Raw genomic sequence first — 18,138 nt, forward strand, 5'->3', positions numbered from 1 at the left:
TTTTTCACATGGTGTTCTCCGACGCTCCGGTGCTCGTCCGCCCGTCCACGCCACCGGCGTTGCCGAGCGGGCCGGTCGAGGTCACCGAGGCGTGGCTGCGCAACCGGCGGCTGTCCGAGCACACCCGCGACGCCTACCGACGCGACGTCACCGGCTGGCTCCGCTGGTGCGCCGGCCGCGACCTGGACCCGCTGAAGGCCACGTTCCTGCACGTCAACGAGTACGCCCGCGCGTTGGAGAGCAGCGTCGGCGCCCGCAGCGGCCGCCCACTGACCCCGGCGACCGTCGCGCGCCGGCTCTCGGCGCTGTCCAGTTGGTACGACTTCCTGGTCAAACTGGGCGCTGTGCCGGCCAACCCGGTCTCCGGCGCCGACCGCCCCCGCGTCGACCGGGACCACTCCGCCACCGTCGGGCTCACCCCCGAGGAGGTGGACGCCCTACTCAGCGCCGCCGACGCGGACACCGGCGCGACAGCCGTACGCAACCGGGCGGCGCTCGCGCTGCTCGCCGACCTGGGTCTGCGGGTCGGGGAGCTGATCTCGCTGGACCTGACCGACCTCGGCACCGAACGCGGCCACCGCAGCGTGCGCTTCGTCGGCAAGGGCGGCAAACAACGTCGCCGCGCCCTCACCCCCGGCACCGGGCACGCCCTGGACGCCTACCTGGCCCAGCGGGCCGCCACCACCGGGGTGCCGGTGCCGCAGCTCACCGGCCCGCTGCTGGTCACCGCCAGCGGCGCCCGACTGGACCGGCACTCGGTGTTCCGGATGGTCCGTCGGCTCGCCCGCGCCGCCGGCATCCCGGCCTGGGCGAAGCTGTCCCCGCACTCGCTGCGGCACGCCTTCGCCACCACGGCCCGCTCGGAGGGCGTGCCGTTGGAGGACGTGCAGGACGCCATGGGGCATGCCGACCCGCGCACCACCCGCCGCTACGACCGGGACCGGCACAACCTCGACCGCGACCCGGCCTACGCGGTGTGGGCGGCCCGGTCGCGTCGTCGCGGCTGAGCAGCCCAGGCGGCGTCGTCGTGGCTGACCAGCGTGGGCAGCGTCAACCCTGCGGACGCGGGCAGATGCAGAACGGCTGCCCGATCGGGTCGAGAAGCACCACCCACCGCTCACCACCGGGCTGGAAGGCCGGCTTCGACGCGCCCGCGGCGACGAACTTCTCCTCCGCCGCCGCCAGGTCGTCGACGTAAAGATCCAGGTGGTAGCGCTTGTCGCCGCTCTGGTCCGGCCAGGAGGGCGGCCGATAACCCTCGACCAGGCCGAAGCCGATCGAGACGCCACCGGAGCTGATCATCGCGTACTCCGGTTGGCTGTGGGTGACCTCCCAGCCCAGCGCCTCGTGGTAGAACGCGGCGTGGCCGGCGGGATCGGAACTGTCGAGGTTGACCATCGCGAGGTCGGCAGAAGCTGTCACGCCGGCAGTATGCCGCCGAGGCCCGACAACTCCGGCCCGTGACACTCGCCCCGAGTGGAGGTCAGGAAGCGTCTAGGGGCCAGAACGTCACGCGGGCCGTGCCGTCGCGGCAGATCAGCCCGGCGCCGACCCGTCGGCAGTCGGTCAGACCCGCCGGAAGCACCCCGGACACCCGACGACCGTCACGTCCCACCGTCGCGACCAGGGAGCGCTTGCCGTCCGCCGCCATCCCCAGCACCACCAGGGGTTCCGTGGCGACCCGAGGGCCAGCCACGGTGCGCCAGCGCGCTCCGGCCGGCCACGTCCACACCCGTGCCCCGGTGCCCGCGTCGATCGCCCAGCGTCCCTGCTCGTCCTGGCCGCAGATCAGGCCCTGGCAGGGCCGCAGCGTCAACTCACCCGGCGGCGCGGGCGCCCGCCAGCGCGGTGCCAGCCCGGGCAGGTCGTACCCGGTCAGCGCCACCGCGCCGCCGCTCGGGTGACGCAGCACCAGGTGCGCGCCGACGACCTGCGGGTTGTCCGGGCCGTAGTCCGCCGGCGGAAGCTGTCCCCGCCCGCGCTCGGTGCCGTCGCGGGCGTCGAGCAGCCGGGCCAGCCCGTCGTCCTGCACCAGCAGCACCCGCCCGGGCAGCGCCCGCAGCACCGCCGTGGAGGGCAGCGGAACCGACCACCGGGTCGCGCCGGTGGCCGGGTCGACGCCGTGCACCGTGCCCTCGACCCGCCGTCCCGGTTCGGAGGCGCTGCGCACCTCGCTCACCGCGACCGCCGCGTTCCCGGCCGCGTACACCCGCTCGGGTCGCCGCCACACCGGCTGGCCGGTACGCACCGACCGCGCGGTGGTCACCCGCGCCCCGCGCGCCTGGTCGCGTTCGACCAACAGCAACAGGTCGCCGGCTACCTCGGCGGACCAGCCGGAGGCGGGCGGCACCGGCACCCGCCACCTTGGCGGCCCGGCCGGCGCGGCCGAGTCGTACGCGCTCAGCGTCGGCGGGTTCGCGTCGGGGTCGACGACCAGTAGCAGCGGCCCCGCGCCGAGCACTGTCGCCCGGGCGGGTACCGCCGGCCCGACCTGGGGCGTCAGGCGCGCGGCCGGGGCGGCACCGCCGAGCAGCGCACAGACCGCCACCAGCACCGCCACCCGCCAGCGGCGGGACACCTGCGGCGGTGGCCGGCGCTCGTCCAGGGGCGCGCCCCGGTCGTCACCCAGCTCGATCAGCACCGACATGGGCGCCCACCCGTCCGCTCGCGTCGGCCGGTCAGCAGAGCAGGTCGAGGTGGTGGTGGGCGTCCTCGGCGATCTCCTCGTGCCGCAGCCAGCGGCGCGCCCACAGCCGGGCGGCCAACTCCGCCTGCTCGTCACCCCACGCGGCGTGCTCGACGAGCAACGCGGTGGTCAGCGCGTACGCCAGGCGCAACGCCAGACCACGGGCGCCCGCGAGCACCGTCGACGCACCCGGGTCGAGGGTCACCGCGCTGATGGTCTCCGCCAACTGCGCGGCGGCGGTGGCCAGGGTGTCGGCCAGCACCGGCGACAGCGGCCGAGCCAGGTCGACGGCGGCGGCGAGCCGGCTCAGCAGCGGCGCCCCGGCGTCCTCCCGGGTCAGCGCGCGCAGCACATCCAGGGCCAGCACATTGGTGGTGCCCTCCCAGATCGGCAGCACCTGGGCGTCGCGCAACAGCCGGGGCACGCCGGTGTCCTCCACGTAGCCGGCCCCACCGAAGCTCTCCAGGTACTCGCTGGCGGAGCTGACGGCGAGCCGACCGGTGGCCAGCTTCGCCAACGGCGCCACGATGCGCAGCTCCGCCGCGGCCTCCGGGTCGGCGCCGACCTCCACCCGACCGAGCAGGGCGAAGGCGTGCCCGGCAAGGGCGAACGCGCCCGCCGCGTCGACCGCGAGGGTGCCCAGGGTGGCCCGGTGCAGCGGCGAGGACACCAGCGGGCCGCCGGCGACGTGCCGCACCTCGGCGTACGCGCGGGCGTAGGCCAGGCCCCGTCGCATCCCGCCGGCCGCCGCCGCCGCGTTGTGCACCCGGGTCACCACGACCAGGGTCATCGCCCGGACCAGACCGGGCACCGTCGGGTCACCCAGCGGAAGGGCGTACGCGTCGCGCAGGCCGATCTCGGCGGTGGGCAGCGCCCGGGTGCCGAGCTTGTCCTTGAGGCGGTGCACGGTGACACCCGGTGCGGGTGCGCCCGGCGCCGCGCCGTCGGCCAGCGGTGAGTCGACCGCGTACCGGGGAACGAGGAACGGCGCGAGGACCCGGCTGCCCCGCCCGGCGCCCTCCGGCCGGGCCAGCGCCACCGCCATCGCCGCGTCGGCGGCGGAGCAGAACCACTTCTCCCCGGTCAGCCGCCACGAACCGTCCGCCGCGGGTCGGCCGAGCGTGCTGGAGCGGCCCAGGTCGGAACCGCCCTGCGACTCGGTCATCCACTGCCCGCTGGTGATCGCCGTGGCCGGGTCCGTGGAGATCAGCCGGGGCAACCACGCGTCGCGGACCGCTGCGTCGACCTCGGGCATGCTGAGCAGCGCCGCCGCCCCGTCGGCCATCGCCACCGGGCAGGAGAACGTCCCCGACTCCGGCCCGTACAGGTGCAGCAGGGCGTGTTGCACGACCCGCGCGGCGGCGCCCCAGGTGCCCCGGGCGTCCGGCAGGTAGGGCAGCGCTACCACGGCGTGTCGGGCGGCGGCGGCGCGCTGGGCCTGCCAGCCGGCGGAGGTGTCGATGCGGTCGATCCGGGCACCCCACGGGTCGTAGCGGACCAGCGTCGGCGGGTGCGCCTCCGCGTCGGCGTGCGCCGCACGCAGCGGCCCGGTGACATCGGCGGCCAGGTCGGCGAGGCGGCCCTTCGCGGCGGCGTGCCCGCCCGGGCCGAGGTGACGCTCCAGCCAGGACCGCAGCAGGCCATCGCCGGCGTACGGGTCGACGGGGGGTGGTACCGGCTGCACGAAGCGGCTCATCGATCGACTCCTGGCACTGCTCGGGGGGTGTGCGCCGACGGTAGACGATGCGGGGCCACCGCGAACAGGGCACACCCGCCCATCGGGCGCACCGAGTTTCCGGCTTGTCGCCCGTCGGAGCGAGCGTGTTCTCTACGGTCGGTAGTCGTGGGTGCGGGCCAGCCGTGGAGCCGACCGGCCCGACGGCACCGCCCGATGCGCACCGGGTTGGCGTTCGCCGGGTTCGGCGTGGCGCTGTGCTGCGTGGGGGTGGCCGGGTTGGGCGCCTGGAACCTGCAGACCGTTCGGCAGGCCGCCGGCCCGATCCGGGAGACCGCCGACGGTTTCCTCAACGAGGTGACCCTGGGCGACAGCGACCGGGCGTACGAGCGGCTCTGCGAGGACGCGCGCAGCCGGTGGAGCGCGATCGGCTTCACCAGTTGGGTGCGGACGCCGCCGATGGTCACCGACTACGAGATCACCGACGTGTCGGTTGCCACCCGCAGCGGACGACCGCACGGCACGGTGACCGTGAAGGTGACCCGCGACGGCGGGCTCAGCGAGGAACGTCGCCTGCCGGTGGTCCGCGAGGACGGGAACTGGCGGGTGTGCGGTGACCCCTTCTGAGGCCCCGGCCGTCCGCCCGAAGCGGCCCTGGTTGCTGCGCGAGCGTCGGGGGGTGGAGCCCACCACGTCGATGGAGCTCTTCTTCGACCTGGTCTTCATCTTCACCACCACCCAGTTGGCGCACTATCTGATCGCGCACCCGGACTGGCGTGGCGCTGCACGCACCGCGCTCCTGCTGGCCCTGGTCTGGTTCGTGTGGATCTACACCGCCTGGGGGACGAACTGGCTGCGACCCGACCAGGCACCGGTGCGGGCCCTGCTGATAGCGCTGATGCTGGGCAGTCTGCTGCTCTCGGCGGCGATCCCCGAGGCGTTCGCCGGCGCCGGGCTGGTCTTCGCGCTGGTCTACGCGACGTTGCAGGTGGGCCGCACCGGGTTCGCGATCTGGGCGGTGCAGGGCCAGCCGTGGCTGGTCGACGGGTTCCAGAAGACGCTGCCGTGGTTCGTCGGAACGTCGCTGCTCGTGGTGCTCGGCGCCGTGGTCGGTGGCGCCTTCCAGGAGACGCTGTGGGCGGCGGCGATCGTGATCGAGGTGGTCGGCCTGTCGGCCGGGTTCCCGGTGCCCGGTCTGGGCCGTAGCCCCGCCGAGCGGTGGATGGTGGAGGGCGGGCACCTGGCGGAGCGGTGCCAGGCGTTCATCCTCATCGCCCTGGGCGAGTCGATCCTCGTCACCGGGAGCACACTCGCGCAGCACCTGGACCCGAGGATGGTCGGTGCGTTCGTACTGGCGTTCGCCGGTTCGGTGGCGCTGTGGTGGGTGTACTTCGCCCGGTCGGCCCCGGCGGCAGCGGAGGTCATCGCGCGCGCCGGTGAGCGCACCGGCGCGTTGGGTCGGCTGGCGTTCAACTACCTGCACCCCGTGATGGTGGCCGGGATCATCGTCACCTCGGCGGGCGATGAGCTGCTCCTGCGCCAACCCGGTGCCCCCGCCAGCACAGTCGCCGCGCTGTTCACCCTGGGCGGCCCGGCGCTGTTCCTGGCCGGGCACGCCGGCTACAAGGCGGTGCTGTGGCGGACCCTGCCGACCAGCCGGATCGCGGCGGTGCTGCTGTTGCTGGCCTTGATCCCGTTGTGTGTCGGGCTGGGAGTGCCGGTCGCGGCGTGCGCCACGGTGGCGGTGGCGGTGACGGTCGCCGTGATCCTGGCCGACCGGGTGACCCGGGAACGGGCGTCTCAGTCGCGGGGGCCGAGGTCGCCGCTGCGGTAGTGCCGGCGGCAGAGCACCTGGTAGCGCACCTCGGCGGTGTCGACGGTGTCGCCGATGACGACCTGGGCGCCCTCACGGACGACCCGCCCGTCGACGACCCGGGCGTTGAGCAGCCCTTCGCGGCCGCACCAGCAGAGCACCTCGACCTGGATGCGGGCCACCTCGTCGGCCAGCTCGAACAGGCGTTGCGCGGCGGGGAACAGCCGCGACCGGAAGTCGGTGGCCAGGCCGAACGCGAACACGTCGACGTCGTAGCTGTCCACCAACTCGGCCATCTGCTCGACGTGCTCGACGGTGTAGAAGCACGCCTCGTCGCAGATCAGGTAGTCGACGCGTACCCCGTCGGCCCACCGGCCGCGCACCAGGGCCCGCAGGTCCAGGTCGTCGGTGACCTCGATGGCCTCGTGGGCCAGGCCGATACGGGTGGTGACCTGCGGTCCCAGCGACCGGTCGATACGGGTGGTGACCAGCCCGCGCCGGCCCTGCCGGGCGTGGTTGTAGTTCATCTGCAACGCCATCGTGGACTTGCCGCAGTCCATCGGCCCCCAGAAGAACTTCAACGCCGCCGCGTGCACCGGACGCCCGTCGAGCCCGCGCGCGGCCGCGCACCCGGCCGGGGCGTGTGGCTGGCCGGGGAACGGGTGGGCCAGGCAGGTCGGGGCGGTGGCGGCGTCGTCGGTCACGGTCGGGCAGCCTAGCCCATTGACCGGCGCGGATCGGTCGGGCGCGGGACGCGTGCTCAGAGCACCCGGGGTGGCGTGTTACCCGCGGCCACGATGGCACGGCGGATCGGTACGGCGGCCAGGAGCAGGAACCCGACCACGAAGAAGATCAGCAGTGAGACCAGGCCCACCCGGTACGAGGCGGTGAGTTGGAACACCAGGCCGAAGGCGAGCGGGCCGAGCCAGCTGGTGCCCTTGTCGCTGATCTCGTAGAAGCCGTAGTACTCGCCCTCTTTGCCGGCCGGGATGAGCTGGCTGAACAGCGACCGGCTCAGCGCCTGGCTGCCGCCGAGGACCAGGCCGATGGCCGCGCCGAGGACCATGAACGGCACCGGTGCCTCGGCCGGCAGCCGGAACGCGCCGATGATCACACCGGTCCAGAGCACCAGGCTCAGCAGCACGGTCTTCCAGGCGCCGATGCGCCGGGCCAACGCGCCGAGGCTCAACGCGCCCCCGAAGGCGAGGAACTGCACCAGCAGGATGGTGATGATCAGGGTGCTCTGTTCCAGACGCAGTTCCTCGGTGCCGTACTGGCTGGCCAGGGTGATGACGGTCTGGATGCCGTCGTTGTAGACCAGGAACGCCAGCAGGAAGAACAGCGTCAACGGGTACGCCTTGATCTCCCGCAGGGTGCGGCCCAGCTGCCGGAACCCGTCGGTGAGCACGTTGCCCCGCCGGGCCAGCGCCACCGCCGCGCTGGGGCGTTCCCGCAGCCAACGCAGTGGCACCAGGGTGAACACCGCCCACCACACCCCGGCGGAGACGATCGACCAGCGGGCCAGGTCCAGGGTGCGCTGCGGGTTGTCGTCCTCGCTGAACAGGGTGACCGCGACCAGGTTGAACGCCAGCAGGAGACCGCCGCCCAGGTAGCCCAGCGCCCAGCCGCGGCTGGAGATGCCGTCGCGTTCGTCCGGGCCGCCGAGCTGCGGCAGGAACGAGTTGTAGACCACGACGGCCGCGCCGAAGGAGATGTTGGCGACCAGGAAGAGCGCCCCACCGAGCAGGTAACGGTCGCCGGTGACGAAGATCATCGCGATGGTCGCGCCGGCGCCGGTGAACGCGGCACCGCCGAGCAGACGCTTCTTGTGCGCCGACCGGTCGGCGATCGCCCCGATCACCGGCAGCACGAACACGGTGAGGAACACCGACAGCGAGATCAGGTACGGGTAGTAGGAACCGGCCGCCACCCGGATGCCCAGCGGGTGCACGTACCCGTCGCAGGTGTCCGCGCCCAACTCACAACCGGCGGCCAGCTCGGCGACGGTGGTGATGAACGGGCCCAGGAACACCGTGATGACCGTGGTCTGGAACGCCGAGTTGGCCCAGTCGTAGATGTACCAGCCGCGCCGCTCCCGGCGAGTGCTCGCCGGAGGCGGGGTGTCGTCCACCGTGGGGGTCACGGTCTCGGCCATCGGGGGTCCTTCGACGCTCAGGCGGCCCAGTGGCCGCGGCTGCGGTAGACGTCGCGCAGCACGCCGACGTGATCGGTCATGATGCCATCCACCCCACGATCCAGTAACTCGTGCATCTGGGCTGGTTCGTCGATCGTCCAGACGTGCACCTGCAGGCCGATGCGGTGGCAGTAGTCGAGGAACCGACGGTCCACCACCGGTACCCGCCCGTAGCGCGGCGGCACCTGCGCGGCGACCACCGACGGCGGCAGCCGCAGCGGACGCCCGTGCAGGGACGCCAGCCGCAGCCGGGCGACGCCGCGCATACCCAGGCTGGTGGCGACCCGTCCCTCGGTGAGCGCCCGCAGCCGGGTCAGCCGGGCATCGCTGAACGAGGCGAGCAGCACCCGGTCGGCGGCGCCGACCCGGGTCACGGTCGCGACCGTCGGCTCCACGCCGCCGTCGGCCTTCACGTCGATGTTGAAGCGGACCTGCGGCCACGCCCCCAACACCTCGTCGAGCCGGGGTACGACCGCAGCGCCGCCGACGCGTACCGAGGCGAGGTCGGCCCAGCTCATCTCGGCGATGCGCCCCGCCTCACCGGTAACCCGGTGCAGCGTCGGGTCGTGGAAGATCACTGCCACGCCGTCCGCGGTGGCGTGCACGTCGGTCTCCACGTACCGGTAACCCAGCCCGATGGCCCGGGCGAACGCCTCGGTGGTGTTCTCGTCGCCCTCGGCGGCGCCGCCACGGTGGGCGAACGCCAGCGGCGCGGGTGCGTCGAGGTAGCCGAATCGGGTCAACACGCGACGCAGTATGCCCGCGGTTGGTGGCCGGCGGGTGGCCGGCGGGGAGATTCCCTTGATCACCGGCTGCCCGTGCGGTGGCCTGCCGGCGTGAAGGGGTGCACAGGCCACAGGCTGCCCCCTTTGCTCTGCACCCCAATACGCCCCGGTCGCAGACCGTAGCCGTCGCACCCGCGGGTGCAGAGCAAAGGACAACCCGGCCGTCCCTCGCCCCCAGCCGCCCCTCAGACACAGCAGCAAAGACGGTGAGTGATCACATGACGGCCAGCAGGTCAGATAGGGCCCTGGCAACTGCTCACCATCACATGATCACACTGGAATCAGCGGACCGGACGCGCCGCGGTGGCTCAGTTCGACCGGCGGCGGTGAGTTCGGCTGGGGTCGGTGGGGCGGCCGGGGTCGACGTGGCGGGGCAGGTCCGGCTCGTCGGGGCGCAGCGGGGCCAGGTTGTCGGTGAGCGCGTCGATGATCCGGTCGGTGGCCCGGCGGGGGGCGCCGGGGCTGGCGGCGGTCGTCTCACCCAGGTCGACGGGCGTGCCGAAGTGCACCCGGATCACCGGCCGGCGCCACAGTGAGCGCGCGATGCCGCGCAGCATTCCGCGGGGCGCCTGGTAGGGCAGCACCTCGTGCGAGCCCCACTGGGCGACCGGGACGACCGGGGCGCCACAGGCCAGGGCGAGTCGGGCGGCCCCGGTCTTGCCGCGTTCGGGCCACAGGCCGGGGTCCAGGCCGATGCGGCCCTCGGGGTAGATGAGGATCACCGAGCCGAGGGCGACGGCCGTGGCGGCGTCGTCGAGGGCCCGGTGCACGGCGCTGGTGCCCCGGTCGACCCGGATGTGCCCGGCGTGGCGCATGGCGGCGCCGAACACCGGGACGCGGAACAGTCCGGCGGTCGCCATGATCCGCGGGGCGATGCCGCGGGTCTGGCAGGCGGCGGCCATGACCACCGGGTCGAACGGGCTGATGTGGTTGGCGGCCAGCACCAGCGGGCCGCGACGCAGGTGCGCCGGGACGTCGCCGGTGACCACGAGGCGGGCGAGCAAGCCGACCAGGCCCCGGGCCAGCAGGAGGGCCGCGCGCCAGAGCAGCGGCGGCTGCCAGGTGGAGGTGTTCATCAGCGCGCCATCGTCGCACGCGCCAGCGGTGCCGCGAGGGCGGGTCGGGTGATCAGGGTCATTGGTCCCGGGAGAGTGCGGGACGGCCAACCTTCTACGACGAGCAGTAGTATTTACTACGTCTCGTAGTACGAATGGCTGGGGGTTTTCAGGTGGACGCGTTGGACGTTGCCCGCTGGCAGTTCGGTGTCACCACCGTCTACCACTTCCTCTTCGTGCCGCTGACCATCGGCCTCTCCGTGCTGGTGGCCATCCTGCAGACGATGTGGCACCGCACCGGCAACGAGCGCTATCTCAAGCTCACCAAGTTCTACGGCAAGCTGTTCCTGATCAACTTTGCCATGGGTGTGGTCACCGGCATCGTGCAGGAGTTCCAGTTCGGCATGAACTGGAGCGACTACTCCCGCTTCGTCGGCGACGTCTTCGGCGCACCCCTGGCCATCGAGGCGCTTGTCGCGTTCTTCCTCGAATCCACCTTCATCGGCCTGTGGATCTTCGGCTGGGACCGGCTACCCGAGCGGGCGCACCTGGCCAGCATCTGGGCCGCCGCGATCGGCACCAACCTCAGCGCGTACTTCATCCTCGCGGCGAACTCGTTCATGCAGAACCCGGTCGGCTACCGGATCAACCCGGACAGCGGACGCGCCGAGCTGACCGACTTCCCGGCCGTGCTGACCAACAAGGTCGCCCTGATCACCTTCCCGCACACCCTGGCCGGCTCGTTCCTGGTCGCCGGGTCGCTGATCGTCGCGGTCGGCCTGTGGCACGTCATCCGCAACCGCGACTCCGCCGACACCGGCGCGTACCGCTTCGCCACCAAGTTCGGCTCCTGGGTGGTCCTGGTCGCGTCCGCCGCCGTGCTGTTCACCGGCGACATCCAGGGCAAGATCATGACGGACGTGCAGCCGATGAAGATGGCCGCCGCCGAGGGCCTCTACACCACCGAGAGCCCCGCCTCGTTCTCCGTGCTCACCATCGGCAGCCTGGACGGCACCCGCGAGGTGTTCGCCCTCAAGATCCCGTACCTGCTGTCGTACCTGGGCACCGGCGACCCGAACGGCACCGTGCACGGCATCAACGACCTGCAGGCCCAGTACGCCACCCAGTACGGGGCGGGCAGCTACACCCCGATCATCCCGGTCACCTACTGGAGCTTCCGCTTCATGATCGCCTTCGGGATGGCGGCCGGCGCGATCGCCCTGCTGGTGCTCTGGACCCAGCGCAAGGGCCGCACCCCGAGCAGCAAGTGGCTGCTGCGCGCCGGGCTGGCCATGCCGGTGCTGCCGTTGCTGGCCAACTCGTTCGGCTGGATCTTCACCGAGATGGGCCGCCAGCCGTGGATCGTCTTCGGCGAGATGCTCACCCGCAACGGGGTGTCCCGCAGCGTCTCGCTCGCCGAGGTGCTCACCTCCTTCACCGCCTTCACGCTGATCTACGCCACCCTCGCGGTGATCGAGGTCAAGCTGCTGCTGCGGTACGCCAAGGCCGGCGTGCCCGACGTCAGCGAAGAGCCTCCCATCGACGACACCCAAGACGACGCCGAGCGCCCGCTCGCCTTCGCCTACTGACCCCGGAGCCCATCGTGGAACTGACCACCATCTGGTTTCTCCTCGTCGCCGTGCTGTTCACCGGGTACTTCATCCTGGAGGGCTTCGACTTCGGCGTCGGCATGCTGCTGCCCGTGCTCGGCCGCGACGACCGGGAACGCCGCGTCCTGATCAACACGATCGGCCCGGTCTGGGACGGCAACGAGGTGTGGCTGATCACCGCCGGTGGCGCCATGTTCGCCGCGTTCCCCGAGTGGTACGCCACCCTCTTCTCCGGCTTCTACCTGCCGCTGCTGCTGATCCTGCTGGCCCTGATCGCCCGGGGGGTCGCCTTCGAGTACCGCCACAAGCGCCCCGAGGCGTCCTGGAAACGCCGCTGGGACGCCGCCATCTTCGTCGGCTCGCTGCTGCCGGCGATCCTGTGGGGCGTCGCCTTCGCCAACATCCTGCGCGGCGTGCCACTGGACGCCGACCACGAGTACGTCGGCGGCCTGCTGGACCTGCTCAACCCGTACGCCCTGCTGGGCGGCGCGACCACCCTCGCGCTGTTCCTCACCCACGGCGCCGTGTTCCTCGCCCTGAAGACCACCGGCGACATCCGCGAACGCGCGGGCGCCCTCGCGGTGCGCCTGGGCGTCGGCGCCGCCGTGCTCGCGGTCGCGTTCCTGACCTGGACGCTGACCATCCGCTCCAGCGCGGCCGCCGTCGTGCTCGCCGTCGGCGCGGCCCTGGCCCTGCTCGGCGCTCTGGCCGCCGCCCGGGTACGCCGGGAGGGCTGGGCGTTCACCGGCACCGCCGTGGCGATCGGCCTGGCCGTGGCGACCCTGTTCGCGGCGCTGTTCCCGAACGTGCTGCCCTCCACCCTGGACGCGGCCGGCACGCTGACGGCCACCAACGCCGCGTCCACCCCGTACACCCTGAAGATCATGACCTGGGTGGCGGTGATCTTCACTCCGGTGGTGCTGGCCTACCAGGGGTGGACGTACTGGGTGTTCCGCAAGCGCATCGGCGTCGCCAACATCCCGCAGCACTGACCGCCGAGGTGCGGGGTCGGCGCCCCCGCCGATCTTGCAGTTTCGGTCGCCGTGATGCGTGGAATGCCCCCTATGCCGCGACAGAAACTGCAAGATCGGGGGCCGAGTTGATCATGCCGGGGTAAATCGGCTGTCGGTGGGGACACGTCTCGCTACGGTGTGCCGATGCCCGCCACCGTGCACGTACGCGAACTCACCGCCGACGACCTCGACGCCGCCTGGGAGCTGGGCCGGTTCGCGTTCGGCTCCGACCCGCAGCCCCCGGCCACGCCCGCGTCCGCGGCGGCGCCCGGCCGGACCCGCTACGGCGCGTTCGACGACGCCGGTCGGCTCGTCGGCAAGGCCGTCGACCTGCACCACGACCAGTGGTGGTCCGGGCGGGCGGTGCCGGCCGCCGACGTGGCCGGGGTGGCCGTGGCACCCGAGGCCCGTGGTCGGGGTGTGGCGCGCGCCCTGCTCACCGCGCTGCTGCGGGGCGCCCGCGATCGTGGGGCGGCGATCAGCGCGCTCTACCCGACAGTCGCCGCCCCCTACCGGGCCTGTGGGTGGGAGGCCGCCGGGGTGCTGCGCACCGTCGACCTCGCCACCGCCGCGCTGCCTCGGCACCGGCCCGCGTCGCACCTCACCGTCCGGGCCGGTACGCCCGCCGACCTGCCGGCCGTCGCCGACCTGTACGAGCGGGTCGCCCGCCACCGCAACGGCATGCTGACCCGCCGGGGTGAGCTGTTCGACACCGCCGACCGGGGCCTGCCCGGCGACGGGGTCACCCTCGTCGAGGCCGACGGTGAGCTCGTCGGCTACGCCACCTGGCAGCGGGGCCGGGGCTACGGCGCCGACTCGGTGCTCACCGTTGACGAGGCCTTGGCCGTCACCGCCGAGGCCGCCCGGGAGCTCGTCGGGGTGCTCGCCAGTTGGGCCAGCGTCGCGCCGACGCTGCGGCTGTGCCCGCTCAACGGCGACGCCGTCAGCACCGTCCTGCCGTTGGAGGCGGCGCGTGACCACGAGCGGGACCTGTGGATGCACCGACCGGTCGACGTCGCCCGCGCGGTGAGCGCGCGGGGGTGGCCCGCCCACGCCCGGGGCGCCGTCGACTTCCACCTGACCGACCCGCTCGCCGAGTGGAACAGCGGCACCTGGCGGTTGACCGTCGCCGATGGCGCCGCCGAGTTGACCCGCATCGACGGCGAGGCGGACCTGCGGTTGGACGTCCGCGGTTTCGCGCTGCTGTACGCAGGGGCGGCGCGGGCCCGGTCGGTCGCACAGGCCGGCCTGCTGCACCACAGCCCGGGTGCCGACCCGGCCGCTCTCGACCTGCTGGGCGTGGGCGGCCCGGCGCAGCTGCTCGACTACTTCTGACCGACCGGACCCCGCACGCGGGTCGCGGCCAGTTCGGCGTTCGCGCGCTGGGTGACCAGGGTGAGCGCCCGGGCCGCGGCGCTCGCCTCGTCGGTGGGGATGCCCGCGTAGAGGCGGGCGCTGATGTCCGCGACGGCGTCGGCGATGCGGGCCTGCACGGTGTGGCCGGCGTCGGTGAGCCGCAGCCGTGGCGCGTCGGCGTCGTGGTCGACCTGGGCGAGGTTCGCCTCGACGAGGGTGGCGAGCACCCGTTGCACCTCCGGTTCGTCGACCTTGAGCGTGCTGGTGATCCGCTGGGTGAGTGGCGCGGGTTCGACCGGGCCGTTGGCGAGGACGTTGAGGGCGACCACCTGCGTGAAATCGACGCCGAGGGGAGCGGTGGCCTGTTCCAGCAGAGCCCGGGTGGCGTAGTGGGCCTGGCCGATGACCTGGCCGTTGAGGGTGGGGACGGTGGACATGACGCCTCCTTCAATACGTTGGCTCAACCAACGTTGGTCGCACCAACGTAACACCCGATCGTGGGTCGCGCCAACGATTCCTGGTAGGCTGCGCCCATGGACCACGCGGCCCCGCAGTCACCCGCCGGGCTCAGCACCACAGCGAGCTGGCTGCTCAACCAGAGCGCCAGTCACGCCGCCCGTCTGCTCAGCGAGGGCTTCGCCGCGCACGACCTGCGCGGCTACCACTACCGGCTGCTCGCCACCCTGGCCGAGGACGGGCCAGCGAGCCAGGCCGACCTCGGCCGGCGCTGCGGCATCGACCGCAGCGACGTGGTGGCCGCCATCAACGACCTGGCCGGCCGAGGGCTCGTGGTACGTGCCCCCGACCCGGCCGATCGCCGCCGCAACGTCATCAGCGCCACCGACGCCGGCGCCGACGAGGCCCGCCGGATGGGCGCGACCCTCGAACGCGTCCAAGCCGACCTGCTCGCCCCGCTGTCCGCCAGCGAACGCGAGCAGCTGACGCGACTGCTCACCCGACTGGTGCAGCACCACAGCCGGCACTGACCCGCCTCAGCGGGCCTCGCGCAACTCCGCCAACCGGGCCTCGATCTCGGCCAACTCGGCGCGCAGCTTCTCGGCCTGCTGCTCCGCCTCGGCCCGCTCGGTGCCAAGGATCTGCTCCACCGCCTCCTGCACCCCCGGCACGTCGACCAGGGCCACCATCTTCAACGCCTCCGCAGGCTTCACCACGTACGGCTTCGCCAGGGCCTTGCTGCCCTGCTGCGCCGCGACGGTCCACTCACCGTCGGCGTACGCCAGGGTGACGGTGAGACCGGCGGGGCCCTTGGGCTTGACGGCCTTGACCGCCCGCCGCGCCGGCGGCTTCTCCGTCTGCTCCACCTTCGGCTCCTCCTGTCGCTGCGCGGGCACCCGCGGCGTGTCCAACACGAACTCCGGCGCGGCCACCGCGGGCGGCTCGGGCTCGGGCTCCGGCTTCGGCTCCACCACCCGACGAGTGACGCCCTTGGGCGCCACGGCCAGGTCGGCGGGGGAGAACGGCAGCTCGTCGCGGCCGAAGCGCACCACCACGAACTCGTCGGACACCTCGGGGTCGGTCAGCTCGATCACCTGACCGACCTGACCGGCGATCTGCCCCGCCGCCGCGGTGAACACCACCCGCGGCTTGCGCCCGGCCGCCAACGCCTCCCGGATGCTCTGCACCTCGCTAGTGGACAAACCCTGGCCGGCATCCATCACAACCCTCTTCCGTACACCTGTTTGATTGCTGTCTTGATACCAGCCGGCTGCGACACCCGCCGCACGGGGTTCACGCCCGCTCAGCCGCCCAGTGCCCGCAGCGCCCGGTCCGCGTGCTCGTTCATGCTGACCTCGCTGTGGATCACCTCGATGACACGCTGGTCAGTGCCGATCACGAAGGTCATCCGCTTCATGCTCAACGGCCCCAACGGCACCCGCCGCTTGACCCCGAACTGCTGCGCCACCGCGCCGTCGGTGTCCGACAGCAGCGGATAGTCGAAGCCGTGCAGTTTGGAAAACTCGGCCTGCTTCGCCACCGGGTCGCGGCTGATGCCCACCCGCGTCGCGCCCAGCGCCGTGAACTCCGCCGCGAGGTCGCGGAAGTGGCAACTCTCCGCCGTGCACCCCCGGGTCATCGCCGCCGGGTAGAAGAACAGCACCACCGGCCCGGCCGCCAGGAGCTCCGACAGCCGCCGCGGCGTGCCCGTCTCATCCGGCAGCTCGAAATCCTGCACCACGTCACCGACACCCACACCCGCCACCGCGCACCTCCGTCGTCTGATCGACCGCGCGGTGAGCGTAAGCGATCACGCCCAGAGCGCCGCCACCTCGTCGGCCACCACGTCGGCCTGGCTCCGCCCGGCCCGCGCCGCGCCCGCCCGCCGCGCCGGGTCCAGCACGTTACGGCCGATCGCCGTGCGCGCCGCCGCGTCCGGAGTCAGCACCACCACCCGCGACCCGGCCGCCCGCAACGCGTCCACCTGCGCCGCCAGCCGTCGCATCGGCCCGAACGCCGCCGACGTCGGCGCGAGCACCAGCACGCTGCGCGCGTCCGCCGCCAGGTCCGCGTTCACCGTCGAGCGCATCCCACCGTCGACGAAGCGGCGCGCGCCGATCGTCACCGGCGGCCACACCCCGGGCACCGCGCAACTCGCGCCCACCGCGTCCACCAGGGACACCCCGCTGTCGCGGTCGAACACCACGAACTCACCGGACGACGCGTCCACCGCCGTGACCAGCAGCCGCCGCCGCGGCCACTCCCGGTCGGGCAGCCGGGCCTCGATCACCGCACGTCGCGACGCCTCCGACGGGGTACGCGCCGCCACCGCCATCGCCCCGATCCGCGCCCGCGAGCGCACCGCGTCACGGGTCCGGCCACCGGCCCAGATCAGCCGCGCCAGTGTCGCGAAGCCCAACCGTGCCGCCAGCTCACTCGACGGCGGCGCCAACTGCTCGGCGTAGAAACGCTCGACGGGCAACCCGGAGCACACCTGCGCGCCGACCACCGAACCCGCCGACGTGCCCACCACCAGGTCCGCCTCGGTGACCGGCACGCCCCGCTCGACCAGCCCGGCCAGCAGCCCCAACTCCCAGGCCACCCCGGTCACCCCGCCACCGCCGAGCACCAACGCCCGCTGCATGTGACTCTCCTCTCGACGACCGCCCCGCGCCGGTCACGGTAGCGTCGGCACGAGGATCGCGCAGCCGTCAGACCGCCGGGAGGCACCGTGGCACCCGTCACCGTCATCACCGGCGGCGGCCGGGGCATCGGCGCGGCCACCGCCCGCCGGCTCGCCGCCGCCGGTCACCACGTCGCCCTGTGCTACCGCCGCGACGAGGCCGCCGCCACCGCCGTCCTGGCCGACCTGCGGGCCGCCGGCGCCCAGGCCATCGCGGTACGCGCCGACACCACCGACCCCGAGCAGGTGCACGCCCTGTTCGACGCTGCCGCTCAACTCGGCCCGCTCACCGGCCTGGTCAACAACGCCGGCGTCACCAGCCTGATCGGGCCCTTCACCGAGCTGCGCGTCGAGGACCTGCGCCGGGTCGTCGACGTCAACCTCGTCGGCTACGTCCTCTGCGCCCAGCAGGCCGCCCGGCGGCTCACCGACGGCGGGGCGATCGTCAACGTCTCGTCGGCCGCCGCGACCCTCGGCAGCCCGGGGGAGTACGTGCACTACGCCGCCGTAAAGGCCGCCACCGACACCCTCACCGTCGGCCTGGCCAAGGAACTCGCCCCGAAGGGCATCCGGGTCAACGCAGTGGCTCCCGGCATCGTGCGCACCGACATCCACGCCGACTCCGGGGTGCCCGACCGCGCCGAATCCGCCGTCGGTCGGATCCCGCTGGGCCGTGCCGGCGAACCCGACGAGATCGCCGCCGCCATCGCCTGGCTGCTCGGCCCGGACGCCTCGTACGCCACCGGGACCGTGCTGCGGGTCGCCGGCGGCCTCTGACCACGCGTCCACTCACGCGGTCGGAGACCGCCGGG

General features: G+C 73.1%; 19 protein-coding genes. 8 read left to right on the forward strand and 11 right to left on the reverse strand.

Going from position 1 to position 18,138, the window contains the following annotated elements; translation table 11 throughout:
* Window positions 1-8 precede the first annotated feature (8 nt).
* A complete protein-coding gene (locus tag ACFYL6_RS03085) occupies window positions 9-1,007 on the forward strand; it encodes a tyrosine-type recombinase/integrase (protein WP_387166642.1) in 999 nt (332 codons plus the stop codon).
* Window positions 1,008-1,050: 43 nt separating this feature from the next.
* Here the strand turns inward: ACFYL6_RS03085 and ACFYL6_RS03090 are convergent, their stop codons facing one another.
* From ACFYL6_RS03090 to ACFYL6_RS03100, 3 genes are all read right to left on the reverse strand, one after another.
* A complete protein-coding gene (locus ACFYL6_RS03090; RefSeq protein WP_238658111.1) occupies window positions 1,051-1,422 on the reverse strand; it encodes a VOC family protein in 372 nt (123 codons plus the stop codon).
* 61 nt (window positions 1,423-1,483) lie between these two features.
* A complete protein-coding gene (locus ACFYL6_RS03095; RefSeq protein ID WP_387166645.1) occupies window positions 1,484-2,647 on the reverse strand; it encodes a PQQ-binding-like beta-propeller repeat protein in 1,164 nt (387 codons plus the stop codon).
* Between the two features lie 31 nt (window positions 2,648-2,678).
* Window positions 2,679-4,382 (reverse strand): acyl-CoA dehydrogenase family protein, encoded by a 1,704-nt coding sequence (locus ACFYL6_RS03100; RefSeq protein WP_387166647.1) that lies wholly within the window; start codon window positions 4,380-4,382, stop codon window positions 2,679-2,681.
* A 147-nt stretch (window positions 4,383-4,529) separates the two neighbouring features.
* Here ACFYL6_RS03100 and ACFYL6_RS03105 point away from each other — a divergent pair, with 147 nt between their 5' ends.
* Window positions 4,530-4,988, forward strand: a complete 459-nt coding sequence (locus ACFYL6_RS03105; protein WP_387166650.1) for a hypothetical protein — start codon at window positions 4,530-4,532, stop codon at window positions 4,986-4,988.
* Window positions 4,975-6,195, forward strand: a complete 1,221-nt coding sequence (locus ACFYL6_RS03110) for a low temperature requirement protein A (RefSeq protein WP_387166653.1) — start codon at window positions 4,975-4,977, stop codon at window positions 6,193-6,195. The genes ACFYL6_RS03105 and ACFYL6_RS03110 overlap by 14 nt, the downstream gene beginning before the upstream one ends.
* On the opposite strand, the gene ACFYL6_RS03115 is transcribed toward ACFYL6_RS03110, so the two are convergent.
* The 4 genes from ACFYL6_RS03115 to ACFYL6_RS03130 all read right to left on the reverse strand — a co-directional run bounded on the left by ACFYL6_RS03115 (window position 6,162) and on the right by ACFYL6_RS03130 (window position 10,229).
* On the reverse strand, window positions 6,162-6,878 hold the full coding sequence (locus ACFYL6_RS03115; protein WP_112586966.1) for a thymidine kinase: 717 nt from the start codon (window positions 6,876-6,878) through the stop codon (window positions 6,162-6,164). The two genes, ACFYL6_RS03110 and ACFYL6_RS03115, sit on opposite strands and share 34 nt — an antisense overlap.
* 56 nt (window positions 6,879-6,934) lie before the next feature.
* Window positions 6,935-8,329 (reverse strand): MFS transporter, encoded by a 1,395-nt coding sequence (locus ACFYL6_RS03120; protein WP_387166655.1) that lies wholly within the window; start codon window positions 8,327-8,329, stop codon window positions 6,935-6,937.
* A gap of 17 nt (window positions 8,330-8,346) precedes the next feature.
* The gene (locus ACFYL6_RS03125; protein WP_387166658.1) at window positions 8,347-9,114 is read right to left on the reverse strand and encodes a glycerophosphodiester phosphodiesterase; all 768 of its coding nucleotides are present in this window, start codon (window positions 9,112-9,114) and stop codon (window positions 8,347-8,349) included.
* Window positions 9,115-9,461: 347 nt separating this feature from the next.
* Window positions 9,462-10,229 (reverse strand): lysophospholipid acyltransferase family protein, encoded by a 768-nt coding sequence (locus tag ACFYL6_RS03130; RefSeq protein WP_387166660.1) that lies wholly within the window; start codon window positions 10,227-10,229, stop codon window positions 9,462-9,464.
* Window positions 10,230-10,381: 152 nt separating this feature from the next.
* Here ACFYL6_RS03130 and ACFYL6_RS03135 point away from each other — a divergent pair, with 152 nt between their 5' ends.
* The 3 genes from ACFYL6_RS03135 to eis all read left to right on the forward strand — a co-directional run bounded on the left by ACFYL6_RS03135 (window position 10,382) and on the right by eis (window position 14,166).
* Window positions 10,382-11,797 carry a cytochrome ubiquinol oxidase subunit I gene (locus ACFYL6_RS03135; protein ID WP_387166663.1) on the forward strand — a complete coding sequence of 472 codons (1,416 nt, stop codon included), beginning with the start codon at window positions 10,382-10,384 and terminating at the stop codon, window positions 11,795-11,797.
* A 14-nt stretch (window positions 11,798-11,811) separates the two neighbouring features.
* Window positions 11,812-12,810, forward strand: a complete 999-nt coding sequence (cydB, locus tag ACFYL6_RS03140) for a cytochrome d ubiquinol oxidase subunit II (protein ID WP_387166665.1) — start codon at window positions 11,812-11,814, stop codon at window positions 12,808-12,810.
* A gap of 165 nt (window positions 12,811-12,975) precedes the next feature.
* Window positions 12,976-14,166, forward strand: coding sequence for an enhanced intracellular survival protein Eis (gene eis, locus ACFYL6_RS03145; RefSeq protein WP_387166668.1), 1,191 nt, complete (start codon window positions 12,976-12,978; stop codon window positions 14,164-14,166).
* On the opposite strand, the gene ACFYL6_RS03150 is transcribed toward eis, so the two are convergent.
* Window positions 14,157-14,624, reverse strand: coding sequence for a MarR family winged helix-turn-helix transcriptional regulator (locus ACFYL6_RS03150; RefSeq protein WP_387166671.1), 468 nt, complete (start codon window positions 14,622-14,624; stop codon window positions 14,157-14,159). The two genes, eis and ACFYL6_RS03150, sit on opposite strands and share 10 nt — an antisense overlap.
* A gap of 96 nt (window positions 14,625-14,720) precedes the next feature.
* Between ACFYL6_RS03150 and ACFYL6_RS03155 the strand changes: the two genes are divergently transcribed.
* On the forward strand, window positions 14,721-15,173 hold the full coding sequence (locus ACFYL6_RS03155) for a MarR family winged helix-turn-helix transcriptional regulator (protein ID WP_387166674.1): 453 nt from the start codon (window positions 14,721-14,723) through the stop codon (window positions 15,171-15,173).
* 6 nt (window positions 15,174-15,179) lie between these two features.
* Here the strand turns inward: ACFYL6_RS03155 and ACFYL6_RS03160 are convergent, their stop codons facing one another.
* From ACFYL6_RS03160 to ACFYL6_RS03170, 3 genes are all read right to left on the reverse strand, one after another.
* Window positions 15,180-15,863 carry a hypothetical protein gene (locus ACFYL6_RS03160; RefSeq protein WP_196923105.1) on the reverse strand — a complete coding sequence of 228 codons (684 nt, stop codon included), beginning with the start codon at window positions 15,861-15,863 and terminating at the stop codon, window positions 15,180-15,182.
* A gap of 83 nt (window positions 15,864-15,946) precedes the next feature.
* Window positions 15,947-16,408 carry a peroxiredoxin gene (locus ACFYL6_RS03165; protein ID WP_387166677.1) on the reverse strand — a complete coding sequence of 154 codons (462 nt, stop codon included), beginning with the start codon at window positions 16,406-16,408 and terminating at the stop codon, window positions 15,947-15,949.
* 45 nt (window positions 16,409-16,453) lie between these two features.
* A complete protein-coding gene (locus tag ACFYL6_RS03170; RefSeq protein ID WP_387166680.1) occupies window positions 16,454-17,287 on the reverse strand; it encodes a patatin-like phospholipase family protein in 834 nt (277 codons plus the stop codon).
* Window positions 17,288-17,374: 87 nt separating this feature from the next.
* Between ACFYL6_RS03170 and ACFYL6_RS03175 the strand changes: the two genes are divergently transcribed.
* Complete coding sequence (locus ACFYL6_RS03175) at window positions 17,375-18,103, forward strand: SDR family oxidoreductase (RefSeq protein ID WP_387166683.1); 729 nt, start codon at window positions 17,375-17,377, stop codon at window positions 18,101-18,103.
* Window positions 18,104-18,138: the final 35 nt, after the last annotated feature.

The organism is Micromonospora sp. NPDC007208 (assembly GCF_042869175.1).
Taxonomy (GTDB): Bacteria; Actinomycetota; Actinomycetes; order Mycobacteriales; family Micromonosporaceae; genus Micromonospora; species Micromonospora foliorum.